The following is a 23,469-nucleotide window of genomic DNA, read 5'->3' as shown; positions in this document are numbered from 1 at the left end:
CCATAGACACAGGAGGCACTCGGTTGTTGTACGGCGCGATGAAGCTGACCGTCGGAGGGCCGCTGAAGGCTGCCTTCAGGCCCTGGGTGGAAGGCATCGAGCACATCCCGGCCGAGGGCCCCGCGATCCTGGCGAGCAACCACCTGTCCTTCTCGGACTCGTTCTTCCTGCCCGCGGTCCTCGACCGCAAGGTCACCTTCATCGCGAAGGCCGAGTACTTCACCACGCCCGGCGTGAAGGGCCGGCTGACGGCCGCCTTCTTCAAGGGCCTCGGCCAGCTCCCCGTGGACCGCTCCGGCGCGCGTGGCGCGGGCGAGGCGGCCATCAAGGCCGGCATAGAGGTGCTGGAGCGCGGTGAGCTGTTCGGCATCTACCCGGAGGGCACGCGCTCGCCCGACGGCCGCCTGTACCGCGGCAAGCCGGGAGGCCTCGCGCGCGTGGCGCTCGCCACCGGCGCGCCCGTGATCCCGGTCGCCATGATCGACACGGAGAAGATCCAGCCGCCGGGGAAGGTGATGCCCAAGCTGATGCGGCCGGGCATCCGCATCGGTGAGCCGCTGGACTTCAGCCGCTACCAGGGCATGGAGCACGACCGTTTCGTGCTGCGCGCGCTGACCGACGAGGTCATGTACGAGATCATGAAGCTCTCCGGCCAGGAGTACGTCGACATGTACGCGACGGCCGCCAAGCGGCAGATCGCGGAGGCGGCGAAGGCCGAGAGGGAGGCGGAGAAGGCGGCGAAGGCCGCGCTCACGCAGGCGGCGAAGGATCAGGCGGCGAAGCAGCAGCCCGAGTCCTAGGCGCTTTGGGCGGGACGGTTCGGGCCGGGGGTGGGGGAGAACGTGGCCAAGCGCGAGCGAGTGATGCGCATGTCGGTCGAGCAGCCGCTGTGGCGTGCGCTCACCGCGTACCGCGTCCTGACGATGCTGTACGCCATCGGCCTGTTCGCCACCACCTACGACGAGTTCGCCCGCCCCTGGGTCGCCGTCGCCTACTTCGCCGTCCTCGCGGTATGGACCCTGGCCACCCTCCCCAGGGTCGCCAACGCGGCCAGCTGCACCAAGCGCTTCCTCACCGCCGACCTCACCATCGCCCTCGTCGGCATCCTGCTCACGCCCGTCGCCGACGCCCACGAGCGGGTGCAGTCGGGCGGTCCGACCCTGCCGTCGATATGGACGGCGGGCTCCGTGCTGGCCTTCGCCGTCAAGGGCGGCTGGCGCTGGGCGGCGTTCGCCTCCACGGCGGTCGCCGTCGCCAACCTGGTCGAGCGCGGCGCCCCGGCCCGCGACACCGTGCACAACGTCATCCTCGTCTGGGTCGCCTCCATCGCCATCGGTTACGTCGTCGAGGTCGCCCGCGCCTCCGAGCGCACCCTCGCCCGCGCCCTGGAGATCGAGGCCGCCACGCGGGAGCGGGAGCGCCTGGCCCGGGACATCCACGACAGCGTGCTCCAGGTGCTGGCGATGGTGCAGCGGCGCGGCGCCGTCATCGGCGGCGAGGCGGCCGAGCTGGGGCGGATGGCCGGCGAGCAGGAGGTCGCCCTGCGCACCCTGGTCTCCGGTGGGCTGGTCCCCGTCTCCCGCGCGTCGGAGGACGAGGCCGAGGGGGCGGTCGTACGCGTGGTGGAGGAACCCGACGAGGTCGGCCCGGTCGATCTCCGCGCGCTGCTCGCCCCGTACGCCTCCGCGCAGGTCAACCTCGCCGAGCCCGGCGCTCCGGTGTCGCTGCCGCCGACGGCCGCGCGGGAGCTGGCGGCGGCCGTCGGGGCCGCCCTGGACAATGTCCGCAAGCACGTGGGGGAGCACGCGCGCGCGTGGATCCTCGTCGAGGACGAGCCCGACGAGGTGATCGTGACCGTACGGGACGACGGACCCGGCATCCCCGAGGGCAGGCTCGCGCAGGCGGAGGGGGAGGGGCGGCTCGGCGTGGCCCTGTCGATCCGGGGCCGGCTGCGGGAGCTCGGCGGCAGCGCGGAGGTGATCTCGGTGCCGGGGCAGGGAACGGAAGTCGAACTGAAAGTACCGAAGGACGCACAGGTGGCAGCACGGGGGAAGGCGGAGCGGCGATGAGTGAACAGCAGGGCCCGATCAAGGTCATGGTGGTCGACGACCACCCCATGTGGCGCGACGCCGTCGCCCGCGACCTGAGCGAGTCGGGCTTCGAGGTGGTCGCCACCGCGGGCGACGGCGACCAGGCCGTGCGCCGTGCCAAGGCCGCCGCGCCCGACGTGCTCGTGCTCGACCTGAACCTGCCCGCCAAGCCCGGCGTCCAGGTCTGCAAGGAACTCGTCGGCGCCAACCCGGCGCTGCGCGTCCTGGTCCTGTCCGCGAGCGGCGAGCACGCCGACGTACTGGAGGCGGTGAAGTCCGGCGCCACCGGCTATCTGCTGAAGTCGGCGTCGACCGAGGAACTGCTCGACGCGGTCCGCCGCACGGCCGTCGGCGACCCGGTCTTCACCCCCGGCCTGGCCGGCCTCGTCCTCGGCGAGTACCGCCGCCTCGCCTCCGAGCCGGTACCCGCGCCCGACACCGGCCGGCCCAAGGCTCCGGAGCTCACCGACCGCGAGACCGAGGTGCTGCGCCTGGTCGCCAAGGGCCTGAGCTACAAGCAGATCGCCGAACGACTCGTCATCTCCCACCGCACGGTCCAGAACCACGTCCAGAACACCCTCGGCAAGCTCCAGTTGCACAACCGCGTGGAGCTCGTGCGGTACGCGATAGAGCGCGGCCTCGACGAGGAGTAGATCAACTCCGCAACCCGGCAACGGAATTGTCGTTCCCGCCCATCCCTGTGTGACCTGGACCACTACTAGCGTGATCCCATCAGGCAACCGCGGCGAAGGGAACACTTCCATGCGCGTCGGAGTACTGACCGGAGGCGGCGACTGCCCCGGACTCAACGCCGTCATCCGGGCCATCGTCCGCAAGGGCGTACAGGAGTACGGTTACGAATTCGTCGGCTTCCGGGACGGCTGGCGAGGCCCCCTCGAAAACGACACGGTACGCCTCGACATCCCCACGGTGCGCGGCATCCTGCCCCGTGGTGGCACCATCCTCGGCGCCTCGCGCACCAATCCGCTTCTGCAGGAGAACGGCAGCCGGCGGATCAAGGAGAGCCTCGCCAAGCTGGAGGTCGAGGCGCTCATCACGATCGGCGGCGAGGACACCCTCGGCGTGGCCGCCCGACTGTCCGACGAGTACGGCGTGCCCTGCGTCGGCGTGCCGAAGACGATCGACAACGACCTGTCCGCCACCGACTACACCTTCGGCTTCGACACCGCGGTCGGCATCGCGACGGAGGCGATCGACCGCCTGCACACCACCGCCGAGTCCCATATGCGCGTCCTCGTCGTCGAGGTGATGGGCCGGCACGCCGGCTGGATCGCCCTCCACTCCGGTCTGGCCGGCGGGGCCAACGTCATCCTCATCCCCGAGCAGCGCTTCGACGTCCAGGAGGTGTGCGGCTGGGTGACCTCCCGCTTCAAGGCGTCGTACGCTCCCATCGTCGTCGTCGCGGAGGGCGCGATGCCCAAGGACGGCGACATGGTCCTCAAGGACGGGTCGCTGGACTCCTTCGGACATGTCCGGCTGTCCGGGGTCGGCGAGTGGCTGGCCAAGGAGATCGAGCGCCGCACCGGCAAGGAGGCCCGTACGACGGTCCTCGGGCACGTCCAGCGCGGCGGCACACCCAGCGCCTTCGACCGCTGGCTCGCCACCCGCTTCGGCCTGCACGCCATCGACTGCGTCCGCGACGGCGACTTCGGCACGATGGTCGCCCTGCGCGGCACGGACATCGTGCGCGTGCCGATCGCTGAGGCCACGGCCAAGCTGAAGACGGTGGATCCGAAGCTGTACGAGGAGGTCGGCGTCTTCTTCGGCTGAACCGGCTGAACCGGCTGAACCGGCTGAACCGGCTGAACCGGCTGAACCGGCACCCCTGGGGTATGGGCCGTATATTCGGCCCATACCACCTCGGGACGGGAGAAGTCGTGGAGATTCTCGCTTTCGGTGTTCAAGCAGATGAAAAGCCCCTGATCGAGAATGCCTTCGAAGGCCACCACGACACCCGCTGCCTGGACGTCTTCCTCAACGAGGACACCGCCCCCGTCGCGGCCGGCTACGAGGTGATCTCCACCAGCGTCAACGCCGATCTCGGCCCCCGCGTCCTGGAGACCCTCGCGGCCGGCGGCACGCGGATGATCGCCCAGCCCTCCACCGGCTTCAACAACATCGACCTCGACGTCGCCGAGCGCCTCGGCATGACGGTCGCCCGGGTCTCGTACTACTCGCCGTACTCGGTCGCCGAGTTCGCCTGGACCCTCGCCATGGCCGTCAACCGCCGTGTCGTACGGGCCTCCGCCCGCACCCGCGACTTCGACTTCCGCCTCGACGGCCTGATGGGCCGTGACATGTACGGCCGCACCGCGGGCGTCCTCGGGACGGGCAAGATCGGCGAGGCGTTCGCCCGGATCGCCCACGGCTTCGGCATGCGGCTGTTCGGCTGGGACATCGCGGAGAACCCTGTCTGCGTGGAACTCGGCATGCGGTACGTCCCCAAGGAGCAGCTCCTCGCCGAATCCGACCTGGTCACCCTGCACGTCCCGCTGATGCCGGAGACCAGGCACCTCATCGACGCGACCGCCCTGAAGGCGATGAAGGACGACGCGATCCTGGTGAACTCCAGCCGCGGCTGCCTGATCGACACCGCGGCCCTGGTCACCGAGCTGCGCGCGGGCCGCTTCTCCGGCGTCGGCCTCGACGTGTACGAGGCGGAAGCCGGGCTGTTCTTCCTCGGCAAGTCCCTGCACGCCATCGAGGACGACACCCTGGCCCGCCTCGTCACCTTCCCGAACGTTCTGGTCACATCCCACCAGGCGTACTACACCGAGGACGCCGTCGGCCAGATCGTCGACGCCACGGTGCGGAACGTCCTCGACTACACGACCGGCCGCCGCTCGGAGAACGTGCTGGTGCCGCGCAGCTGACCCACCAACTCCCGTACGATCGCCGCGCCGTTCAGCGTGAGCACGGACTCCGGATGGAACTGCACGCCCGCGACTGCATTCATTGGCGCGCCTCCGGCACGACATAGCCCGCGCAGCGCGTGGACCTCACCCGAAGCGTTCCGGCTCACCTCCACGTCGTGCGCGGCCAGCTCCCGCGCCGCCTCGTCGTCGCAGCTCGCCACGAAGCTGTTGTAGAACCCGACGGTCTCGTCGCGTCCGAACAGGTCGATCTGCGTCTGCGCGCCCTGGTACGGCACTTCCTTCCGTACGATCTCCAGCCCCAGCTCGGCCGCGATCAGCTCGTGCCCGAGGCAGACGCCCAGCACGCCGTGCCGGTTGTCCCGGATCACCTCGGCGGTGAGGGCGCGCAGGAACCGCATCTTGGCATCGGCGGTGTCGGAGGGGTCGCCCGGGCCCGGGCCGAGCACGATCGGCCCCTCGTGCGCGAGTACCGTCTCCCGCAGCCCCGGCTCGTCGTACCGGCGGACGGTCACCTCGAGGCCGCTCGACCGCAGCACGTGCGCGAGCATCGCCGTGAAGGTGTCCTCCCCGTCGACGACCAGGGCGTGCCCGGTCAGCTCATCCGCCCGCTTCTGCATCCGCAGCCAGAACGGCGCCAGCGAGGCCCGGCGCCCGTCCAGCGCGGCGCGCACCCGGGGGTCGTCGGCCAACCGGGGGCGCCCGTGTTCCGCACGGGGCCGGGACGGCCGTACGCCCAAAGCCGCCAGCACCCCCGCCGCCTTGGCGTGCGTCTCCGCGACCTCGCCCGCCGGGTCCGAGCCGCGCACCAGCGTGGCACCGACCGGCACCCGCAGCCGCCCGTCGGCGTCGATGTCGGCGGTACGGATGAGGATCGGGGAGTCGAGCGTCTGGGCACCGCCGGAGTCGCGCCCCAGAAGCGCCAGGGCGCCCGCGTAGTAGCCGCGGCCACCGACCTCGTGCCGCTCGATCACCCGGCAGGCGTTCTGCACGGGCGAGCCGGTGACGGTCGCCGCGAACATGGTCTCCTTCAGCACCTCCCGCGCGTCCAGCGAGGACTTCCCGCGCAACTCGTACTCGGTGTGCGCGAGGTGCGCCATCTCCTTCAGCCGGGGCCCGACCACGACCCCGCCCATGTCGCCGACCGTGCACATCATCTTGAGCTCCTCGTCGACGACCATCGACAGCTCCTCGATCTCCTTGCCGTCGGCGAGGAAGCCGAGCAGGTGCTCCGGCGTCGGCCCTTCGGCCGGATATCGGTACGTCCCGCTGATCGGGTTCATGACGACCGTGCCGCCGGACATCCGCACGTGCACCTCGGGGCTGGCGCCGACCAGGGTCCGATCGCCGGTGTGCACGACGAACGTCCAGTACGCGCCCCGCTCGCCCTCCAGGAGCCGCCGGAAGAGGCCGAGGGCGTCGGCGCGTCCGTACCCCGGGATCCGGCCCTCGTACGTCCGCCGGATGACGAAGTTCGCGCCCTCGCCCGCCCCGATCTCCTCCCGCAGCACGCGCCCGACGATCTCCGCGTACTCCTCGTCGGCCACGTCGAAACCGCCGCCCTCGACCCGTACGTCGTGCGCGGGCAGCTGGGCGAGGGCCTCGGCGAGCGGAATCTCGTACGTCTCCTCGGGGGTCAGCACCGCGAGCGGTGTCCCGTCGTCGCGGACGTCGAAGCCGCGCTCGCGGATCTGCCGGAAGGGGACCAGTGCCAGGCCCTCGTCGGGGAGATCGGCGAGGCGGTCGCACGTGGTGACGGGGCCGACCAGGAGCTCGACCGTGTCGTGCTCCTGGCCCGGGGTGCGGCGGCGGAGCAGGGCGAACGGGCGCGGGTCGTGGGGCAGGTCCAGCAGGTTCATGGGTCCGGATCCTTCTCGATCTCGTCGATGGAGAGGAACGACCCCGGACACACCGAAGGCCGCCCCTCGGGCGGCCTTCGCGAAGTCTTGCGTACGCGCGATCAGTGGGCCGCCGGATGAGCGGTCCACCACCAGGTCTGCGTCGCAAGCGAGTACATGCGCCGCACCCTACCCCATCGCACCGACGGACCGTCGTGTCTCACCAGTCGAGCGGGAGGAAAATAGATGGACACGACCCCGTAATGTTTACGGCGTGACCGTGAACGCTAAGACCAGCGCGAGCGCTGGCAACACCTGGCGAGACCTGCCCGCGGCGCAGCAGCCCGAGTACCCCGACACCGAGGCTCTGCGCGCAGTGATCGCGGACCTCGAGTCGTATCCGCCGCTCGTCTTCGCGGGCGAGTGCGACCAGCTGCGCGCCCGGATGGCGGCCGTCGCCAAGGGAGAGGCGTTCCTCCTCCAAGGCGGCGACTGCGCCGAGGCCTTCGACGCGGTGTCGGCCGACCACATCCGCAGCAAGCTGAAGACGCTGCTCCAGATGGGCGCCGTGCTGACGTACGCCGCGTCCGTGCCCGTCGTGAAGGTGGGCCGGATCGCCGGCCAGTACTCCAAGCCGCGCTCCAAGCCGACCGAGACCCGCGACGGCGTGACGCTGCCGACCTACCGGGGCGACTCCGTCAACGGCTTCGACTTCACCGAGGCCGCCCGCATCCCTGACCCCGAGCGCCTGAAGCGGATGTACAACGCCTCCGCTTCCACGCTCAACCTGGTCCGCGCCTTCACCACCGGCGGCTACGCCGACCTGCGCCAGGTGCACGCCTGGAACCAGGACTTCGTGAAGTCGTCCCCGTCCGGCCAGCGCTACGAGCAGCTCGCCCGCGAGATCGACCAGGCGCTGAACTTCATGCACGCCTGCGGGGCCGACCCGGAGGAGTTCAAGACCGTCGAGTTCTACTCCTCGCACGAGGCGCTGCTGCTCGACTACGAGTCGGCGCTGACCAGGGTCGACTCCCGCACCGGGCACCTGTACGACGTCTCGGCGCACATGGTGTGGATCGGTGAGCGCACCCGGCAGCTGGACCACGCGCACATCGAGTTCGCCTCGCAGATCCGCAACCCGATCGGCATCAAGCTCGGCCCGACGACCACGGCCGAGGAGGCGCTGCAGTACATCGAGCGCCTGGACCCGGACCGCGAGCCGGGCCGGCTGACCTTCATCGTCCGCATGGGCGCCGACAAGGTCCGCGACAAGCTGCCCGAGCTGGTCGAGAAGGTCACCGTCTCCGGCGCGACCGTGGCCTGGATCACCGATCCGATGCACGGCAACACCTACGAGGCGGCCTCCGGCCACAAGACCCGCCGCTTCGACGACGTGCTCGACGAGGTCAAGGGCTTCTTCGAGGTCCACAAGAGCCTGGGCACCCATCCGGGCGGCATCCATGTGGAGCTCACCGGCGACGACGTCACCGAGTGCGTGGGCGGCGGCGACGAGATCTTCGTCGACGACCTGCACCAGCGCTACGAGACGGCCTGCGACCCCCGGCTGAACCGCAGCCAGTCGCTCGACCTGGCGTTCCTCGTCGCGGAGATGTACAGGGACCAGTAGCCGTATCGCCTGTTACAGGCAATGAAGTGGGGCGTGGATCACATACGATCCACGCCCCGCGCCACTTTTAAGGCTCCTGCGAGCCGGGTAAGGTTAGGTTTGCCTCACCGATCAAGGGGGCGGCATTCACATCGTTCTCGGCCGGAGGTGGACCGCGTGTACGTCTGCAACTGCTTCGGGGTGACCGAGGCGCAGGTGAAGAAGCACGCGGAGGACGGTGCCAGCACCCCTCGCCAGATAGCCTCGGCCTGCAAGGCGGGGACGGACTGCGGTTCGTGCGTACGCCGGATCCAGGCACTCCTGGGCAGGGGTGCGTGTCCGCGCCACGAGCTGTCCGGCCAGGGGCAGCCGGTTCTCTCCGGCCTGGAAACCGCCGAAGCCCTCGAAGAAGTCGTAGCCCTCGAAGAAGCGGCCTAGTGCCCCGACAGGCAACGTTTGCCCGTTGAGGAGCGGCGTCCGGTGCGTGCTCTGGGGGTCCCCCCTCTGGGGGAGTGCCGGCCGGAAGTCCTCGTACTGGATGTACTTGGGCTTTCGGCCGGTGCGGCGAGAGGGCGTGCCGGGCGTCGCGACGGGGCGAACGTTGCCTGTCGGGGCACTAGCTCTCCGGTCGCCTAGCTCTCCGGCTGCTCGATCAGCTGGGCGATGTAGAGCGCCTCGCCGAGCTTCTCCACCAGCTCCAGCTGGGTGTCGAGGTAGTCGATGTGGTGTTCCTCGTCCTCGAGGATCGACTCGAAGATGTTCGCGGACGTGATGTCACCCTTTTCGCGCATCACCTTGATGCCGCGCCGGAGCCGGTCGATCGCCTCGACCTCGACCATCCGGTCGGCCTCGAACATCTCCTTCACCGTCTGACCCACGCGTACGTGGAAGAGGCGCTGGTAGTTCGGCAGTCCCTCGAGGAAGAGGATCCGGTCGGTGAGCACCTCCGCGTGCTTCATCTCGTCGAACGACTCGGCCCGCGTGTACTTCGCGAGCTTCGTCCAGCCGAAGTTCTCCTGCATCTTCGCGTGCAGGAAGTACTGGTTGATCGCGGTCAGCTCCGCGGTCAGCTGCTCGTTGAGGAATTCGATGACCTCGGGGTCGCCCTGCATCGCAGAGGCTCCTTCCGCACGGGGGAACTGGCTGGTTGCGCCGCATGATTGCACCGCGCGACAAAGATCGTCCAGTAAGTCTTCACTTAGTAAGTAAGGGCAGGCTTAGTCCAAATTGCCCTATTTGGGTCAGGGTCGGTCATGTGCACTGCCCCCGGTCTGTCAGGATGGAGTCATGGGTCAGCCGGTGGAACGCGAGTCGGGAGCAGCGGCACACTCCGAGCTTCCGCCGGGGCAGCGAGTGCAGCGCGGCTGGCCGGTCACGCACTACGGTCCGGTCCCCAAATTCCGCCCCGAGCGCTGGGAGTTCCGGGTCTTCGGCGCCACCGCGGACGGCGAGAAGCACTGCTGGAACCACGAGGAGTTCACGACCCTGCCGTACACCACGGTGGTGAGCGATCTGCACTGCGTCACGAAGTTCAGCATGCTCGGCGCGGAGTGGGGCGGCATTCCCGCCCGCACGATCCTCGAGATCGCTCCGCCCGCGCCCGCTGTCACCCATGTGATGGTGTGGGCGGAGTACGGCTTCAGCTCGAACCTCCGCCTGTCCGACTTCGCAGCCGAGCGCACGATCTTCGCCACTCACAAGGACGGCGAACTGCTGACCGCGGAACACGGCTTCCCGCTCCGCCTCGTCGTCCCGCACCTCTACGCCTGGAAGGGGCCCAAGTGGGTCCGTGGCGTGGAGTACATGACCGCCGACCGCCGCGGCTTCTGGGAGGAACGCGGCTATCACAACGTCGGCGACCCGTGGCAGGAACAGCGGTACTCGTACCAGGAGGAGCCGGGGGACGGGCCGGAGCTCTGAGTCTCCGCTCTGAGTCTCCTCAGCCGTCCCTGAGCTTCTTCAGGCGCTCCACGTCCGCCGCGTGCCCCTCCTTGCCGCCCGGCGTCTCGATGATCAGCGGTACGCCCTCGGTCGCGGGGTGGGTCATCAGCGCGCGGAACGGGTCCTCGCCGATGTGACCGGCGCCGATGTTCTCGTGGCGGTCCTTGTGGGCCCCGACCACGTCCTTGGAGTCGTTGGCGTGGATCAGTTTCAGACGGCCCGGGCCGACCGTGTCCACCAGCAGGTCGAGCGTCTGGTGCATACCGCTCGGCCCGGTCAGGTCGTGGCCGGCCGCGAAGATGTGGCAGGTGTCCAGGCACACGCCCAGCTTCGGATGGGCGTCCAGCGCCTCGAAGTACGGCCCGAAGTCCCAGGTCCGAGAACAGAGAGACGCACCCTGTCCGGCGGTCGACTCGAGGAGCAGGTAGGGGTCGTCGTCGTGGGTGAGCTCGTCGAGCAGCGGCAGCATGTGCTCCCGTACCTGCTTCAGCGCCACCGACCGGTCCCGGCCGCCGGTCGCGCTGCCGGTGTGCACCACCACACCCAGCGCCCCGATCTCCCGCCCGCGCCGCAGCGAGTGCCGCAGCGACTCCACCGACTTCTCGACCGTCGCCTCGGTGTGCGAGCCGAAGTTGATCAGGTACGGGGCGTGGACGTACACCGGGATCGACTCGGCCGCGCAGGTCGCGCGGAACTCCTCGTCCTGCCGCGGATTGCCGGTCGGCGTGGCCCAGCCGCGCGGGTTGGCGACGAAGACCTGCACGGTCTCGGCCTTGAGGTCGTGGGCGTAGGTGAGACCGACGGAGTGGAGACCGCCGGCCACGGGGATGTGACCGCCGACGGGGTTGCGGGAGGGGCGGGGGGTTGCGGGAGCGGGGGCGGTGCCGGACTGCTGACTCTTCACCCGTTCAGGGTGTCATGCGGCTGGGCCCTTCCCGTCCGGGGATTCGGGTGCGCCCATTTCGCTCGGGGCTTCGGCGAGCCCGTCTCGTGCGGGGGGGCTTCGCCGGGCCCGCCTCGTCTCGGAGCTTCGCCGGGCCCGTCTCGTGCGGGGATCGGGAGGGCTCCTCCCATGCGGGGATAGGGGAGGCTCCGCTCGTCCGGGGATCGGGGGGCCTCCCGTGCGTGGGATCGGGAGGGCTTCTCTGGTCCGGGTCCGGGAGGGATTCTCCTGTGCGGGGATGGGGAGGGCTTTTGTCGTCGGGGGTCCGGGAGGGCCGCTCCGTGCGGGGGGCCGGAGGGGGCCGTCTCCGCCCCACTGGGGCGGATCTGTCGTCCGGGTCCGGGAGGGATTCTCCTGTGCGGGGATGGGGAGGGCTTTTGTCGTCGGGGGTCCGGGAGGGCCGCTCCGTGCGGGGGGCCGGAGGGGGCCGTCTCCGCCCCACTGGGGCGGATCTGTCGTCCGGGTCCGGGAGGGATTCTCCTGTGCGGGGATGGGGAGGGCTTTTGTCGTCGGGGGTCCGGGAGGGCCGCTCCGTGCGGGGGGCCGGAGGGGGCCGTCTCCGCCCCACTGGGGCGGATCTGTCGTCCGGGTCCGGGAGGGATTCTCCTGTGCGGGGATGGGGAGGGCTTTTGTCGTCGGGGGTCCGGGAGGGCCGCTCCGTGCGGGGGGCCGGAGGGGGCCGTCTCCGCCCCACTGGGGCGGATCTGTCGTCCGGGTCCGGGAGGGCTGCTCCCGTGCGGGGTCCGGGAGGGCTCCTCCCGTTCGGGGATCCGGGCCCCAGCCCGCCCGGGACCCCGGCGCGCTCCTCCCGTCCAGGGATCCGGTGGTGAGGGGTGCCGTCCGTCAGCGGATCGTGATCTTGATTTTCGATCCCTCGGGCGCCGTCTCCCCGCCCTCCACGGACTGGCTCTTGACGGTGTCGCCGAACAGCCCGAGCAGTCCGCGGTCCTCGTCGACCTGGAAGCCCGCGCCCTCCAGCTTCTCCTTGGCCTCGTCGACGCGGTCGCCGACCACGTCCGGCACCTCGATCATCTTGGGGCCCTTGGAGAGCGTGAGCGTCACCGTGTCGCCCGCGGCCACCTGCCTGCCGCTGCCCGGCGTCTGCCGGGCGACCTGGCCCTTGTCGAACTCCGAGGAGGTGACCTCTTCGGCGGAGACCTTCACCTTCAGGCCCGCTTCCGCCAGCTCGGCCCGCGCGTCGGCCAGGTCCTCGCCGGTGACGTCCGGGATGTCGACCGGGCGGCCCTTGCTGACGGTGAGGGCGATCGCCGATCCGGCGCGCCGCTCGATGCCGACGGCCGGGTCCGAGGAGATCACGAAGCCCTTGGGAACGTCCTCGCTGAACGCCCGCGTGACCATGCCCGGCTCCAGCCCGCTCTGCTTCAGCACGGCCCTGGCCTTGTCCAGCCGGTAGCCCTCCAGGTCCGGCACCTTCACGGTCTCGGGGCCGTCGGAGATGGTGAGCGTCACGGGGTCGTTGTCCCGGATCCGGGTACCGGGCGTCGGGTCCGTGCTGATCACTGTGCCGCGCTTGACGGTGTCGCTGTAGGCGTGCTTGACCTTGCCGACCTCCAGCCCGGACTTCTGCAGCCGCTCCCGGGCCTGTGCCTCGGTCTTCGCCAGCAGCGGCGGGACCTGGGTGAACTGCCCCGAGTTGATGTACCAGACACCCGCGCCGAGGCCGAGGGCCAGCAGCACGGCGGCGACGATCGTGACGAGCCGGCGCCGGGACCGGAACCGGTCCGCCCGGTCCGCCCGGCGCGGCGACAGGGGCGGGGCAGACTCCAGCCGGCTCGTGTGATGAACCCCGGACTCGGCCTGGTCCTCGTCCTCGTTCACCGGCAGGAGACGCGGCACCGTCAGCGAGCGCGGGATCACGCTCGTACGGTCGTCGGCGTTGTCGTGCCCCGCGGAGATCGCCTGCGGCGGCACCGCGTCCAGCTGGTCCGCGCTGAGCGCGGCACGGGCGTCCCGCGCCTGGGCGAGCAGTGCGACCGCGTCGTGCGGGCGGATGGCGGGCGTGCGGGCGGTCGCCGACGCGACCAGTTCGTCCAGCTCGTACGGCAGCCCCGGCACGATCGCCGAGGGCGGCGGGACGTCCTCGTGCAGGTGCTTGTAGAGCACCACGGCGGCGGAGTCCGAGTCGTGCGGCTTCTCGCCGGTCAGCATCTCGTAGAAGACGACACCGCACGCGTACACGTCGACGCGGGGGTCGACGGTGCCCTGCTGCTCGATCTGCTCGGGTGCGAGGTACGAGACGGTGCCGAGGACGTTCCCGGTGGTGCTCGTGACGGTGTCCACGGACCGGACCAGCCCGAAATCGGCGACCTTGACCCGGCCGTCGTCCCCTATGAGGACGTTCTCCGGCTTCATGTCCCGGTGCACGAACCCGGCGCGGTGCGCGGCGCCGAGCGCGGCCAGCACCGGCTCCAGGATGTCCAAGGCGGCGCGCGGCTGCAGCGCCCCGCGCTCGCGCAGCACGTCACGCAGGGTGCATCCGGCGACGTACTCCATGGCGAGATAGACGTACGACCCGTCGGTCCCCTGGTCGAAGACCTGTACGACGTTCGGGTGGGCCAGCCGGGCCACCGACTTCGCCTCCCGGATGAACCGCTCGACGAAGGTCCCGTCGGCCGCGAGCGCCGGGTGCATCACCTTGAGCGCGAGCACGCGGTCCAGGCGGGTGTCCAGGGCCCGGTAGACCGTGGCCATCCCGCCGACCGCGATCCGCGCGTCCACGCGGTAACGGCCGTCGAGCACCTGCCCGACGAGCGGGTCCTGAAGGGTCGTATCCACGCAGGTGAGTGTACGAGCCGCGACTGACACGACCGCCGGTTCGGCCGATATCGGGGTGGGACTGCAGCCGAGCTGTGACGCACCTCGCAAGGGTTCCCGGATCTTGTCGAACGTACGTTCAGAACGCGGGTCGTTCCGGATCCAGCTGTGCCAACCCCTCCACCGGAGACGACGCCTCCGCGAAGTGCCGCCGAGGAATCCGCCCCGCCCGGTACGCCAACCGCCCCGCCTCCACGGCATGCCGCATGGCGTCGGCCATCAGCACCGGCTCCTGCGCCCGCGTCACCGCCGAGGCGAGCATCACCCCGGCACACCCCAGCTCCATCGCGAACGCGGCGTCCGACGCCGTACCGGCCCCAGCGTCCAGAATCACCGGCACGCGCGCGTGCTCCACGATCAGCCGGAAGTTGTGCGGGTTCCTGATGCCCAGCCCCGACCCGATCGGCGACCCCAGCGGCATGATCGCCGCACACCCGACGTCCTCCAGCTTCCGCGCGAGCACAGGGTCGTCATTCGTGTACGGCAGCACCGTGAACCCGTCGTCCACCAGCGTCTCCGCCGCCTCCAGCAACTCGATCGGATCCGGCAGCAGCGTCCGCTCGTCGGCGATGACCTCCAGCTTGACCAGATCGGTCCCGAGCGCCTCCCGCGCCAGCCGGGCCGTCAGCACGGCCTCCCCGGCCGTGAAGCAGCCCGCCGTGTTCGGCAGCACCCGGATGCCCAGCCGCTCCAGCACCGACAGCACCGAGCCGTGCACGCCCGGATCGACCCGCCGCATCGCGACCGTCGTCAGCTCCGTGCCGGAGGCGACCAGCGCCCGCTCCAGCACCTCCAGGCTGGGCGCACCACCGGTGCCCATGATCAGGCGGGACGTGAAGGACGTACCACCGAGGACAAAGGGATCGTCGGCCATGGGTCAGCCTCCTTGGACGGCGGTGAGCACTTCCACGCGGTCTCCCTCGGAGAGGGGCGTGGCGGGCCACTGCGCGCGCGGGACGACGGTTTCGTTGAGGGCGGCGGCCACGCCGGCGGGAGCCGCCGTGAGGGACTTCACCAGGGCATCGAGTGCCGTGCCGGGAGCGACCTCCCGCCGCTCGCCGTTGACCGAGATGTTCATGCGGGCTGCTCCGTGAGGGCCGCGCTGAAGCGCTTGGGTGTGAAGGGCCGGGCCTCGTCGGGGAGTTCGCCGGTGGTCAGGACGTGCGCCATGGCGTCGCCGGTGATCGGCGTGAGCAGCACACCGTTGCGGTAGTGCCCGGTGGCCAGCAGCAGCCCGTCCAGCTCGGTCGGACCGAGCAACGGCGCATTGTCGGGGGAGCCGGGGCGCAGACCGGCCCGCGTCTCGGTGAGCGGCAGCTCCGTGATCCCCGGAACCAGCTCGTGGGCGTCCCGCAGCAGCTCGTACACGCCCCCCGCGGTCACCGTGGTGTCCCAGCCCAGCTCCTCGCTGGTCGCGCCGACCACCAGCTCACCGTTCTCGCGCGGCACCAGGTAGACCTGACTGCCGCGCACCACGGCCCGCACGGTCCGGCTCAGGAACGGCGCGTACCGCTCGGGCACGGTCAGCCGCAGCACCTGCCCCTTCACGGGCCGCACCGGCGGCAGTACGTCGTCCGGGACCCCCGCGAGCCGCCCGCTGAGGCTGCCCGCCGCGAGCACCACCTGTCCGGCGCCCAGGGCGGCCCCGTCGCGCGTGACGACACCGGCCGCCCGCTCCCGTACGACCGACAGCCGCTCGGCCCACGAGCGGTGGAAGACCACGCCCGCCCGCTCGCACGCGGCCACCAGCGCACGGGCCAGGCGCCGGGGGTCGATCTGGTGGTCGCCGTCGACCCGCAGCCCGCCGCGCACGCCCGGCGCGAGCAGCGGCTCCAGACGCCGGCACTCCCGCCCGGACAGCCACTCGGAGTCCAGGCCCGACTGCCGCTGCAACGCGTGCAGTTCGCGCAGATGGGCACGGTCGTCGGCGTCCAGCGCGACCGCGAGCGTGCCGGACCGGCGGTAGCCGAGGTCATGGCCGGTGAGGTCGGTGAGCTCGGCGACGAAGTCCGGATAGCGGCGGGCCGACTCGAGATTCAGGCCGAGCAGGGTCTGCTCGCCGTAGTGCAGTTCCGTGACGGCGGCCAGCATCCCGGCCGCCACCTGGGCCGCCCCACCGCCCGGTTCCGGGTCCACGACGGCCGTGGCGAACCCGCGCTGCGCGGACCGCCACGCCGTGACCAGCCCGATGATTCCGCCCCCGATGACGAGGACGTCTGACGTTCGCGTAGGCGACATGGGCGTCCAGCCCCTCCCTTCGCCGGCATGACCCGGATCAGGTTCGTACGGTCGGAGGCCGCCAGCCTCCCTCTCAGCCCGGTGCGTCCGGGCTCCCGCGAGTGCTTTACGGTGGCCACCCTAGCTCTTGGTTCCGGGCCTCTGTAAGGGAGCCGCTTGTCATGCCCCGCTCGCTGGACGGCCTCGTCCTCGCCCCCGTCGCCGACCAGGCCCCAGGTCAGGTGGGTACCCGCACCCGGTTCGCCTACCACGAGAAGAACGGCGAGATCTGGGCCGAGTACGCGGGCGGTGACGTCGTACGCGGGTACCTGGTGGGTACGAGGGACGGCGACCGGCTGGCCTTCCGGTACGTGCAGCTCAAGCACGACGGGACGACCTCCTCGGGGCACTGTGTGTCGACGGTCGTGGAGCTGCCGGACGGTCGGGTGCGGCTGGAGGAGACGTGGGAGTGGGAGTCCCAGCAGGGCAGCGGGACCAGTGTTGTGGAGCAGGTCACTGAGCAGGACCGCTGACTGACAATTCGTCAGTTGTCTATGGTGATCACGTGAGCGAGCAGACGCAGGAACGGGGTACCTCCATGCCACGGCGTGTCGTCGTCGTGGGCGCGGGCATGGCCGGGGTGCAGACCGCGGTCGCCCTGCGGGAACAGGGCTTCACCGGCACGGTGACGCTGATCGGCGCGGAGCCCCACCAGCCGTACGACCGTCCGCCGCTGTCGAAGGCCGTGCTGCTGGGCAAGGCCGAGGGTTCCGCCTTCGACGTCGACTTCGAGGCGCTCGACCTCGAACTCCAGCTGGGGCGCGAGGCGCTGGGCGTGCGCCCCGCCGACCATGAGCTGGACACCGAGGCCGGGCCCGTCCCGTACGACGTCCTGGTCCTCGCCACCGGTGCCGAACCGATGCGGCTGCCGGGCGCGGAGGGCGTCCCCGGTGTGCATCTGCTGCGCACCCTCGACGATGCCGAGCGGCTGCGCCCGGTGCTGGCCCGGCAGCACGACATCGTGGTCGTCGGCGCGGGCTGGATCGGCGCGGAGTTCGCCACGGCGGCCCGCGAGGCGGGCTGCGCGGTGACGGTCGTCGAGGCCGCCGACCGGCCGCTGCCGGGCGCCCTGCCCGCCGAGGTGGCCGCGCCGATGGCCGCCTGGTACGCCGACGCGGGGGCCGTTCTGCGCACCCACACGCGCGTGGAGCGCGTCGAGCCCGGAGCCGTGCTGCTGGACGACGGCACGCGGCTGCCCGCGGGCGCCGTCGTCGTCGGCATCGGCGCCCGCCCCGCCACGGACTGGCTGGCCGGCTCCGGCATCGACCTCGGAGCGCACGGCGAGGTCGTCGCCGACGACCACCTGCGCACCTCCGTGCCGGACGTCTACGCGGTCGGCGACTGTGCCTCGTTCCCTTCGGGAAGGTACGGCGAGCGTCTGCTGGTCCACCACTGGGACAACGCCCTCCAGGGCCCGCGCACGGTGGCCGCGAACATCATCGGCGAGGCCCTCGGTGAGGCGTCGGCGGTCTACGACCCGGTGCCGTACTTCTGGTCCGAGCAGTTCGGCCGCTTCGTCCAGTACGCCGGCCACCACACGTCCGCCGACACGATCCTGTGGCGCGGCGACCCGGCCGGGCCGGCCTGGACGGTGTGCTGGCTGCGGGAGAACCGCCTGGTCGCCCTGCTGGCCGTGGGCCGGCCCCGGGACCTGGCACAGGGGCGGCGGCTGATCGAGGCGGGCACACCGGTGGATCCCCTGCTGCTGGCGGATCCGGCGCGGCCGCTCAAGGCGGCGAAGGCATAACTCCTGTAACCCGTGTCGGCGGTCTGTTGCCTCAGGTCGGACCGGCCTGACTTCCGACTGTCAGTCCGGGATGGCACGCTTGTTCCGTGACCGAGATTGACGCAAAAATCGATGCTCTCGTCCCCGCCTGGCTCACCCTCCCCGACATCGCCGAAAAGCTCGGCGTCGAGGTGACGCGTGTGCGGCAGCTGGTCAAGGACGGCCAGCTCATCGCCGTACGCCGTGGTGAGAACCGCGCGCTGCACGTCCCCGCCGCCTTCATCGACGGGGACAAGGTCGTCAAGGGTCTGTCCGGGACCCTGACGCTCCTGCGGGACGACGGCTTCACGGACGAAGAGATGCTCGAGTGGCTCTTCACCCCCGACCCGAGCCTGCCCGGCACCCCCGCGCAGGCCCTCGGCGAGAATCGCGGCACGGAGGTGAAGCGCCGCGCCCAGGCGCTCGCCGTCTGATCTGAACACGCTGATCTGAACACCGTCCGGCGTACGGGCCGTGGCCCGCGAGAGCCGTGGTCGTGGTCCGCTGCGGCCTGTGGGAGTCACGTCCGTGGTGCACCGCAGGCCGTGCGAGCCGTGGTCGTGGTCCGGTGCGGCCTGTGGGGAGTCACGCCCGTGGTTCGCCAAGGGCCGCGGCGGACCACATCCGTGGTTCGCCGCAGGCCTTGCGTGCCACGTCTGTGGTTTGCCGCAGGCCGTGCGAGTCACCTCCGTGGTTCGCCAAGGGCCGCGGCGGACCACATCCGTGGTTCGCCGCAGGCCGCGCGTGCCACGTCCGTGGTGCACCGCAGGCCATGCGAGCCATGCCCGTGGTTCACTACGGCCCGCAGCGGCCGACCGCACCGGCCCACGGCCCGTACGCCACCGACAACGGGGGACACCCGCATGCCCGACACCGCCACCCGCGTCCGGCTCGCCGACGCCCGGCTCTACCTCTGCACCGACGCCCGTAAGCGCCAGGGCGACCTGCCCGAGTTCCTGGACGCGGTGCTGGCGAGCGGCGTCGACATCGTGCAGCTGCGCGACAAGGGGATGGAGGCGGCCGAGGAACTGGAGCACCTGAAGGTCTTCGCCGACGCCTGCGCCCGGCACGGCAAGCTCCTCGCGGTCAACGACCGGGCGGACGTCGCCCACGCCGCCGGCTCCGACGTCCTGCACCTCGGCCAGGGCGACCTCCCGGTCCCCGCGGCCCGCGCGATCCTCGGGGACGACATCCTCATAGGCCGCTCCACGCACGCCGAGCCGGAGGCCGCCGCGGCCGCCGTCCAGGAGGGCGTGGACTACTTCTGTACCGGCCCGTGCTGGCCGACCCCCACCAAGCCCGGCCGCCACGCCCCCGGTCTCGACCTCGTCCGGTACACCGCCGGCCTCGGCACCGACCGCCCCTGGTTCGCCATCGGCGGCATCGACCTGCGCACCCTCGACGAGGTGCTGGAGGCGGGTGCTCGCCGGGTCGTGGTCGTCCGGGCGATCACGGAGGCGGACGACCCGGGCGCGGCGGCGGCGGAGTTCGCCAAGCGGCTGCGGCAGGCGTAATGACACCGTTTGTCCCTCGCCCGTATGTCCAAGGGGTGGACAGTAAATAGACAAGTCGGGCAAAAGTCCGTGATCCGGTTGGGGGACCGCCGCGCCCTGACTAACCTGCGGGTATGGCCCTCGGCACCGCATCCACCAGGACGGACCACGCCCGCACCGTGCGTGACATGCTCGCGACCGGCAAGACGACGTACTCGTTCGAGTTCTACGCCCCGAAGACCCCGAAGGGCGAGCGGAACCTGTGGAACGCGCTGCGCCGGGTCGAGGCCGTGGCACCCGACTTCGTCTCCGTGACCTACGGCGCGGGCGGTTCCACCCGCGCGGGCACGGTCAAGGCGACCGAGGCGATCGCCTCCGACACCACGCTCACCCCCATCGCGCACCTCACGGCGGTCGACCACTCGGTGGCCGACCTGCGCAACATCATCGGCCAGTACGCCGACGCCGGGATCCGCAACATGCTCGCGCTGCGCGGCGACCCGCCCGGCGACCCGATGGGCGACTGGGTGCCGCATCCCCAGGGCCTCGCCTACGCCGCCGAACTCGTCGAACTCATCAAGAACTCCGGCGACTTCTGCGTGGGCGTCGCGGCCTTCCCCGCGATGCACCCGCGCTCCGCCGACTGGGACACCGATGTCCGGCACTTCGTCGACAAGTGCCGTGCGGGCGCGGACTACGCGATCACGCAGATGTTCTTCCAGCCGGAGGACTACCTGCGGCTGCGCGACCGGGTCGCGGCGGCCGGCTGCGAGACGCCGATCATCCCCGAGGTCATGCCGATCGCGAGTGTGAAGACGCTGGCGCGGGTCCCGTCGCTCACCAACGCCGCCTTCCCGCCCGCTCTGAAAGAGCGGATCCTCACAGCCAAAGACGATCCGGCGGCTGTACGCTCCATTGGCATCGAATTCGCCACCGAGTTCTGCGCACGGCTGCTGGCCGAGGGAGTGCCCGGACTGCACTTCATCACGCTCAACAACTCCACGGCGACGCTGGAAATCTACGAGAACCTGGGCCTGCACCACCGACCGCAGACCTAGACCGGCCGCACCGGTATACGACACACTGCGTAACGGCCACTGGGAGAGGGGCGTACATGGGCTGGACGGTCCTCTACATCGCGTTCGGCATCGTCGCGCTGTGGCTGCTCGGTGAGGTGTTGCTGCAGTACAAGGCACGCCTGCGCTGGCGGCTGCTCGCCTTCGTCGGCTTCCTCGGCGTCGTCCTCGGCGTGCTGATCCCCTCCGTGATCGTCATCGGACTGGGCGCCGCCGCCTTCGCGGTCGGCCAGACCTACGTCACGCTCTCCTTCCGTCGCGGCTTCGCGGCCGGCTGGGCGGTCAGCCGCCCGGGCACCGACGGCTCCAAGCGCCGCCGGGGCAAGGCGGACCGTCAGGATCCGTCCCTGGAGGTCACCGACCTCGAAGCGACCCCGGTCGGCTTCGGCGCTGACAGCCAGTACGGCCAGGACACCGGCGCGTACGGCCACGACGACTACGACCGCGACGACGTGTTCACGCCGGCCCGCCCCGTCGAGCCGCCCACGGCCGCCGAGAGCACCTCCGTGTACGAGCCGCAGCCCCTGCCCGATGACACCGGCTCGTACGGCATATACGGCGACTCGGGCTACGCCACCGACTCCTCCTACCCGGCGCCTGGCCAGACCCAGGACCAGTACGCGACGGCCGCCGCCGACCAGTCGTACGCCTACGACGGCTACTCCGGCTACGACCAGCAGCAGTACGGCTACGACCCGGCCGGACAGCAGCAGTACGCCGCCTACTCCGACCCGTACATCGGTACGCAGGCCTACGGCGGTGCCTCGTACGACACCTCCTACGGAGGCCAGCAGCAGTACGGTCAGCAGGGCTACGGCCAGGACCAGTACGCCGCCGGGACGTACGGCGGCGAGACCCCGCCCGGCGGCGTGTGGGTGCCGCAGCAGCGCAGCACCGACGACCCCTACGGCGGCGAACTCCCGCCCGAGCAGCAGTATCCGTACCAGGGCGACGGGCAGGCGCAGGGCAACGGGGTCGACGAGCAGTACCGTTTCTGAGCCCCGCCGCTGGTTCCACTACTGGGATCCTCTCGCTGGTTCCACTACTGGGATCCTCTGAACTCCGGCCCCTCCACGATCAGTCCGGCCACCAGCGCGCCCGACATGCCGGCGTGCGGGAGTCCGCCGCCGGGGTGTGACCAGCCGCCGACGGTGAACAGGCCCGGTATCGCCGTGCCGTTGGACGGATGCAGCAGGGTCCCCTCGGCCGACGCCAGTGCGGGCGCGGGCACACCGCCGCCCTCGGCTCCGGTCTCCTCCCGCGTGTGCACGGGCGTACGGACCTCGCGCCACAGCGTCCGCTCGCGCAGACCCGGTATCGCGCGCTCGGCGGCGGCGACCATCCGGTCCGCGAACGCGTCGGCGGCTCCGGCCGCGGTCCAGTCGTAGCGCGTCTGGGACGGCACCGTCGCCGTGAGCACCACGGACTCGTGGGCGTCGTCGGGGCGCAGGGCCGGGTCGTCCGGCCGGTCGATCCGGACGGTCGGGTCCTCGGGCGGCACCCCGCGCGCGAAGAGGTCCAACTCGGCCTGCGGGGCGGTGCCGTGCACCACCGTGCGGTGCGTCGCGTCAGCCGCCCGTGCGCCGCGCAGGGCCAGGCAGACCACGACCCGGCCGGTCGCCGTGCCCTCGGGATGCGGCGCGACGGCCCCCGCGCCGTACAACTCGCGGCCCCGCAGCAGGCCACTCAGCCGCCAAGGCCCGCTGCCGACGACGGTGTCCGCCTCCGCCACTCTTCCGTCCTCGAACTCCAGCCCCGCCGCCCGGCCGCCCTTCTCCAGCACCCCGGTGACCTCGGCGCCGAAGTGGAACTCGACCTTCCGGTCAATGCACCGCTCGTACACCGCGCGCGCCAACTCCCGCATCCCGCCTCGGACATACCAGGTACCGAAGGCGTGCTCCAGGTACGGCAGCACGGCGGCGCTCGCCGGGGTGACGCTCGGGTCCAGGCCGTACGCGAGCGCGTGGCTCTCCAGGAGCGCGGTGAGCCGGGGGTCGCGCAGCTCCCAGGCGCCGATCTCGGCGAGTGTGCCGGCCCGGCGGGTGCGCAGCAGCCGCTTGTGGGGGACCGACGGATAGGGCTCGCGCTCGGCCAGCACCGACCAGTTCGGCCATAGGGGCTCCTCCAGGAGCGGTCGGCGCGTCCGGTCCCAGGCTTCACGGGCCCGGACCAGGAAGTCGCCCCAGCGCTGCCCGGCGCCCGACCCGAGCGCTGCGTCCAGGGCCGCGACGACGCCCGCGCGCGAGGCGTTCGGCAGCGACACCTCGGTGCCGTCCGCGAAGACGTGCCGCGACGACGGGTCGACCTGGACCAGCTCGACGCAGTCCTCCAGCGGCTCCTTGCCGGTCTTGACGAACAGGTCGCGGTAGACCGCGGGGAGGGGGAGGAGCCCGGGGCCGGTGTCGAAACGGAACCCGTCGCGCTCGAAGCGGCGCACCGCACCGCCGTACGTCTCCGTACGCTCGTACACCGCCACCCGGTGGCCCGCGACGGCCAGCCGGGCAGCGGCCGCCATCGCGCCCATCCCGGCGCCGATCACCGCAATCCGTGCCATGCCTGCGACTTTATCGGCCGCCACCGACAATCCGGCCGGGCGGTCGTGCGGACGCCCGGCCCTCGGCCAGGGGAAGTACCGGCACGGACGCGATCGTCACCAAGGGGTGGCACACCGTCCTGGGGCCGCGTGCGTACTGCTGAGTATCAGTACCTAG

At 71.1% G+C, this 23,469-nt stretch carries 22 protein-coding genes and 1 riboswitch; of the genes, 14 read left to right on the top strand and 8 right to left on the bottom strand.

Annotation, left to right across the window (positions count from 1 at the left end):
- Positions 1–38: 38 nt before the first annotated feature.
- The 5 genes from Q4V64_RS13255 (at position 39) to Q4V64_RS13235 (ending at position 4,984) form a co-directional block, all read left to right on the top strand.
- Positions 39–800 (top strand): lysophospholipid acyltransferase family protein, encoded by a 762-nt coding sequence (locus Q4V64_RS13255; protein WP_124442950.1) that lies wholly within the window; start codon positions 39–41, stop codon positions 798–800.
- 42 nt (positions 801–842) lie between these two features.
- Positions 843–2,069 (top strand): DUF5931 domain-containing protein, encoded by a 1,227-nt coding sequence (locus tag Q4V64_RS13250; RefSeq protein WP_124442931.1) that lies wholly within the window; start codon positions 843–845, stop codon positions 2,067–2,069.
- Entirely contained in the window at positions 2,066–2,743 is a 678-nt protein-coding gene (locus tag Q4V64_RS13245; RefSeq protein ID WP_124442932.1) for a response regulator transcription factor, read from the top strand. The genes Q4V64_RS13250 and Q4V64_RS13245 overlap by 4 nt, the downstream gene beginning before the upstream one ends.
- 109 nt (positions 2,744–2,852) lie before the next feature.
- Entirely contained in the window at positions 2,853–3,881 is a 1,029-nt protein-coding gene (locus tag Q4V64_RS13240) for a 6-phosphofructokinase (protein ID WP_124442933.1), read from the top strand.
- Between the two features lie 107 nt (positions 3,882–3,988).
- Positions 3,989–4,984, top strand: a complete 996-nt coding sequence (locus Q4V64_RS13235; RefSeq protein ID WP_124442934.1) for a 2-hydroxyacid dehydrogenase — start codon at positions 3,989–3,991, stop codon at positions 4,982–4,984.
- On the opposite strand, the gene Q4V64_RS13230 is transcribed toward Q4V64_RS13235, so the two are convergent.
- Complete coding sequence (locus Q4V64_RS13230) at positions 4,936–6,843, bottom strand: anthranilate synthase family protein (protein WP_124442935.1); 1,908 nt, start codon at positions 6,841–6,843, stop codon at positions 4,936–4,938. The two genes, Q4V64_RS13235 and Q4V64_RS13230, sit on opposite strands and share 49 nt — an antisense overlap.
- 253 nt (positions 6,844–7,096) lie before the next feature.
- On the opposite strand from Q4V64_RS13230, the gene Q4V64_RS13225 reads away from it, so the two are divergent.
- On the top strand, positions 7,097–8,449 hold the full coding sequence (locus Q4V64_RS13225; protein WP_124442937.1) for a 3-deoxy-7-phosphoheptulonate synthase class II: 1,353 nt from the start codon (positions 7,097–7,099) through the stop codon (positions 8,447–8,449).
- 147 nt (positions 8,450–8,596) lie between these two features.
- Positions 8,597–8,866, top strand: coding sequence for a (2Fe-2S)-binding protein (locus Q4V64_RS13220; protein ID WP_253267236.1), 270 nt, complete (start codon positions 8,597–8,599; stop codon positions 8,864–8,866).
- 194 nt (positions 8,867–9,060) lie between these two features.
- On the opposite strand, the gene bfr is transcribed toward Q4V64_RS13220, so the two are convergent.
- A complete protein-coding gene (gene bfr, locus Q4V64_RS13215) occupies positions 9,061–9,540 on the bottom strand; it encodes a bacterioferritin (protein ID WP_124442940.1) in 480 nt (159 codons plus the stop codon).
- 175 nt (positions 9,541–9,715) lie between these two features.
- On the opposite strand from bfr, the gene Q4V64_RS13210 reads away from it, so the two are divergent.
- Positions 9,716–10,348: a sulfite oxidase-like oxidoreductase gene (locus Q4V64_RS13210; RefSeq protein ID WP_124442941.1), complete on the top strand. Its 633-nt coding sequence runs from the start codon at positions 9,716–9,718 to the stop codon at positions 10,346–10,348.
- Between the two features lie 19 nt (positions 10,349–10,367).
- Here Q4V64_RS13210 and Q4V64_RS13205 read toward each other — a convergent pair whose 3' ends face one another.
- From Q4V64_RS13205 to thiO, 5 genes are all read right to left on the bottom strand, one after another.
- Entirely contained in the window at positions 10,368–11,273 is a 906-nt protein-coding gene (locus Q4V64_RS13205; protein WP_124442942.1) for a deoxyribonuclease IV, read from the bottom strand.
- Positions 11,274–12,155: 882 nt separating this feature from the next.
- A complete protein-coding gene (pknB, locus tag Q4V64_RS13200) occupies positions 12,156–14,108 on the bottom strand; it encodes a Stk1 family PASTA domain-containing Ser/Thr kinase (RefSeq protein WP_172629421.1) in 1,953 nt (650 codons plus the stop codon).
- A gap of 118 nt (positions 14,109–14,226) precedes the next feature.
- Entirely contained in the window at positions 14,227–15,021 is a 795-nt protein-coding gene (locus Q4V64_RS13195) for a thiazole synthase (RefSeq protein WP_124442952.1), read from the bottom strand.
- 3 nt (positions 15,022–15,024) lie between these two features.
- Positions 15,025–15,225, bottom strand: a complete 201-nt coding sequence (gene thiS / locus Q4V64_RS13190; RefSeq protein WP_124442953.1) for a sulfur carrier protein ThiS — start codon at positions 15,223–15,225, stop codon at positions 15,025–15,027.
- Positions 15,222–16,385, bottom strand: coding sequence for a glycine oxidase ThiO (gene thiO / locus Q4V64_RS13185; RefSeq protein WP_124442954.1), 1,164 nt, complete (start codon positions 16,383–16,385; stop codon positions 15,222–15,224). Before thiO ends, thiS begins: the two co-directional genes overlap by 4 nt.
- Positions 16,383–16,494, bottom strand: a riboswitch (TPP riboswitch). Its footprint overlaps the gene before it by 3 nt.
- A 52-nt stretch (positions 16,495–16,546) precedes the next feature.
- On the opposite strand from thiO, the gene Q4V64_RS13180 reads away from it, so the two are divergent.
- The 6 genes from Q4V64_RS13180 to Q4V64_RS13155 all read left to right on the top strand — a co-directional run bounded on the left by Q4V64_RS13180 (position 16,547) and on the right by Q4V64_RS13155 (position 21,756).
- Positions 16,547–16,897, top strand: coding sequence for a hypothetical protein (locus tag Q4V64_RS13180; protein WP_124442955.1), 351 nt, complete (start codon positions 16,547–16,549; stop codon positions 16,895–16,897).
- Between the two features lie 32 nt (positions 16,898–16,929).
- Complete coding sequence (locus Q4V64_RS13175) at positions 16,930–18,171, top strand: FAD-dependent oxidoreductase (RefSeq protein WP_124442956.1); 1,242 nt, start codon at positions 16,930–16,932, stop codon at positions 18,169–18,171.
- Between the two features lie 86 nt (positions 18,172–18,257).
- Positions 18,258–18,623, top strand: a complete 366-nt coding sequence (locus Q4V64_RS13170) for an Rv2175c family DNA-binding protein (RefSeq protein WP_124442957.1) — start codon at positions 18,258–18,260, stop codon at positions 18,621–18,623.
- Between the two features lie 429 nt (positions 18,624–19,052).
- Positions 19,053–19,703: a thiamine phosphate synthase gene (gene thiE / locus Q4V64_RS13165; protein ID WP_124442958.1), complete on the top strand. Its 651-nt coding sequence runs from the start codon at positions 19,053–19,055 to the stop codon at positions 19,701–19,703.
- 113 nt (positions 19,704–19,816) lie between these two features.
- Entirely contained in the window at positions 19,817–20,740 is a 924-nt protein-coding gene (gene metF / locus Q4V64_RS13160; RefSeq protein ID WP_124442959.1) for a methylenetetrahydrofolate reductase [NAD(P)H], read from the top strand.
- Positions 20,741–20,796: 56 nt separating this feature from the next.
- Positions 20,797–21,756, top strand: coding sequence for a hypothetical protein (locus Q4V64_RS13155; RefSeq protein ID WP_124442960.1), 960 nt, complete (start codon positions 20,797–20,799; stop codon positions 21,754–21,756).
- Between the two features lie 44 nt (positions 21,757–21,800).
- Here the strand turns inward: Q4V64_RS13155 and Q4V64_RS13150 are convergent, their stop codons facing one another.
- On the bottom strand, positions 21,801–23,312 hold the full coding sequence (locus tag Q4V64_RS13150) for an NAD(P)/FAD-dependent oxidoreductase (protein ID WP_124442961.1): 1,512 nt from the start codon (positions 23,310–23,312) through the stop codon (positions 21,801–21,803).
- Positions 23,313–23,469: the final 157 nt, after the last annotated feature.

Source organism: Streptomyces sp. NL15-2K, from assembly GCF_030551255.1.
GTDB lineage: Bacteria > Actinomycetota > Actinomycetes > Streptomycetales > Streptomycetaceae > Streptomyces.
Note: the sequence above shows the minus strand (reverse complement) of the source record. Positions and strands in the feature narration are given on the sequence as shown.

Excerpts from the sequence above, each read along its gene's own strand:
- Q4V64_RS13155 (WP_124442960.1), top strand. The coding sequence starts at position 20,797 with ATGGGCTGGACGGTCCTCTACATCGCGTTCGGCATCGTCGCGCTGTGG.
- thiO (WP_124442954.1), bottom strand. The coding sequence starts at position 16,385 with ATGTCGCCTACGCGAACGTCAGACGTCCTCGTCATCGGGGGCGGAATC.
- thiS (WP_124442953.1), bottom strand. The coding sequence starts at position 15,225 with ATGAACATCTCGGTCAACGGCGAGCGGCGGGAGGTCGCTCCCGGCACG.
- Q4V64_RS13210 (WP_124442941.1), top strand. The coding sequence starts at position 9,716 with ATGGGTCAGCCGGTGGAACGCGAGTCGGGAGCAGCGGCACACTCCGAG.
- Q4V64_RS13245 (WP_124442932.1), top strand. The coding sequence starts at position 2,066 with ATGAGTGAACAGCAGGGCCCGATCAAGGTCATGGTGGTCGACGACCAC.
- Q4V64_RS13150 (WP_124442961.1), bottom strand. The coding sequence starts at position 23,312 with ATGGCACGGATTGCGGTGATCGGCGCCGGGATGGGCGCGATGGCGGCC.
- Q4V64_RS13240 (WP_124442933.1), top strand. The coding sequence starts at position 2,853 with ATGCGCGTCGGAGTACTGACCGGAGGCGGCGACTGCCCCGGACTCAAC.
- thiE (WP_124442958.1), top strand. The coding sequence starts at position 19,053 with ATGCCCGACACCGCCACCCGCGTCCGGCTCGCCGACGCCCGGCTCTAC.
- Q4V64_RS13180 (WP_124442955.1), top strand. The coding sequence starts at position 16,547 with ATGCCCCGCTCGCTGGACGGCCTCGTCCTCGCCCCCGTCGCCGACCAG.
- Q4V64_RS13230 (WP_124442935.1), bottom strand. The coding sequence starts at position 6,843 with ATGAACCTGCTGGACCTGCCCCACGACCCGCGCCCGTTCGCCCTGCTC.
- metF (WP_124442959.1), top strand. The coding sequence starts at position 19,817 with ATGGCCCTCGGCACCGCATCCACCAGGACGGACCACGCCCGCACCGTG.
- Q4V64_RS13195 (WP_124442952.1), bottom strand. The coding sequence starts at position 15,021 with ATGGCCGACGATCCCTTTGTCCTCGGTGGTACGTCCTTCACGTCCCGC.
- Q4V64_RS13255 (WP_124442950.1), top strand. The coding sequence starts at position 39 with ATGAAGCTGACCGTCGGAGGGCCGCTGAAGGCTGCCTTCAGGCCCTGG.
- bfr (WP_124442940.1), bottom strand. The coding sequence starts at position 9,540 with ATGCAGGGCGACCCCGAGGTCATCGAATTCCTCAACGAGCAGCTGACC.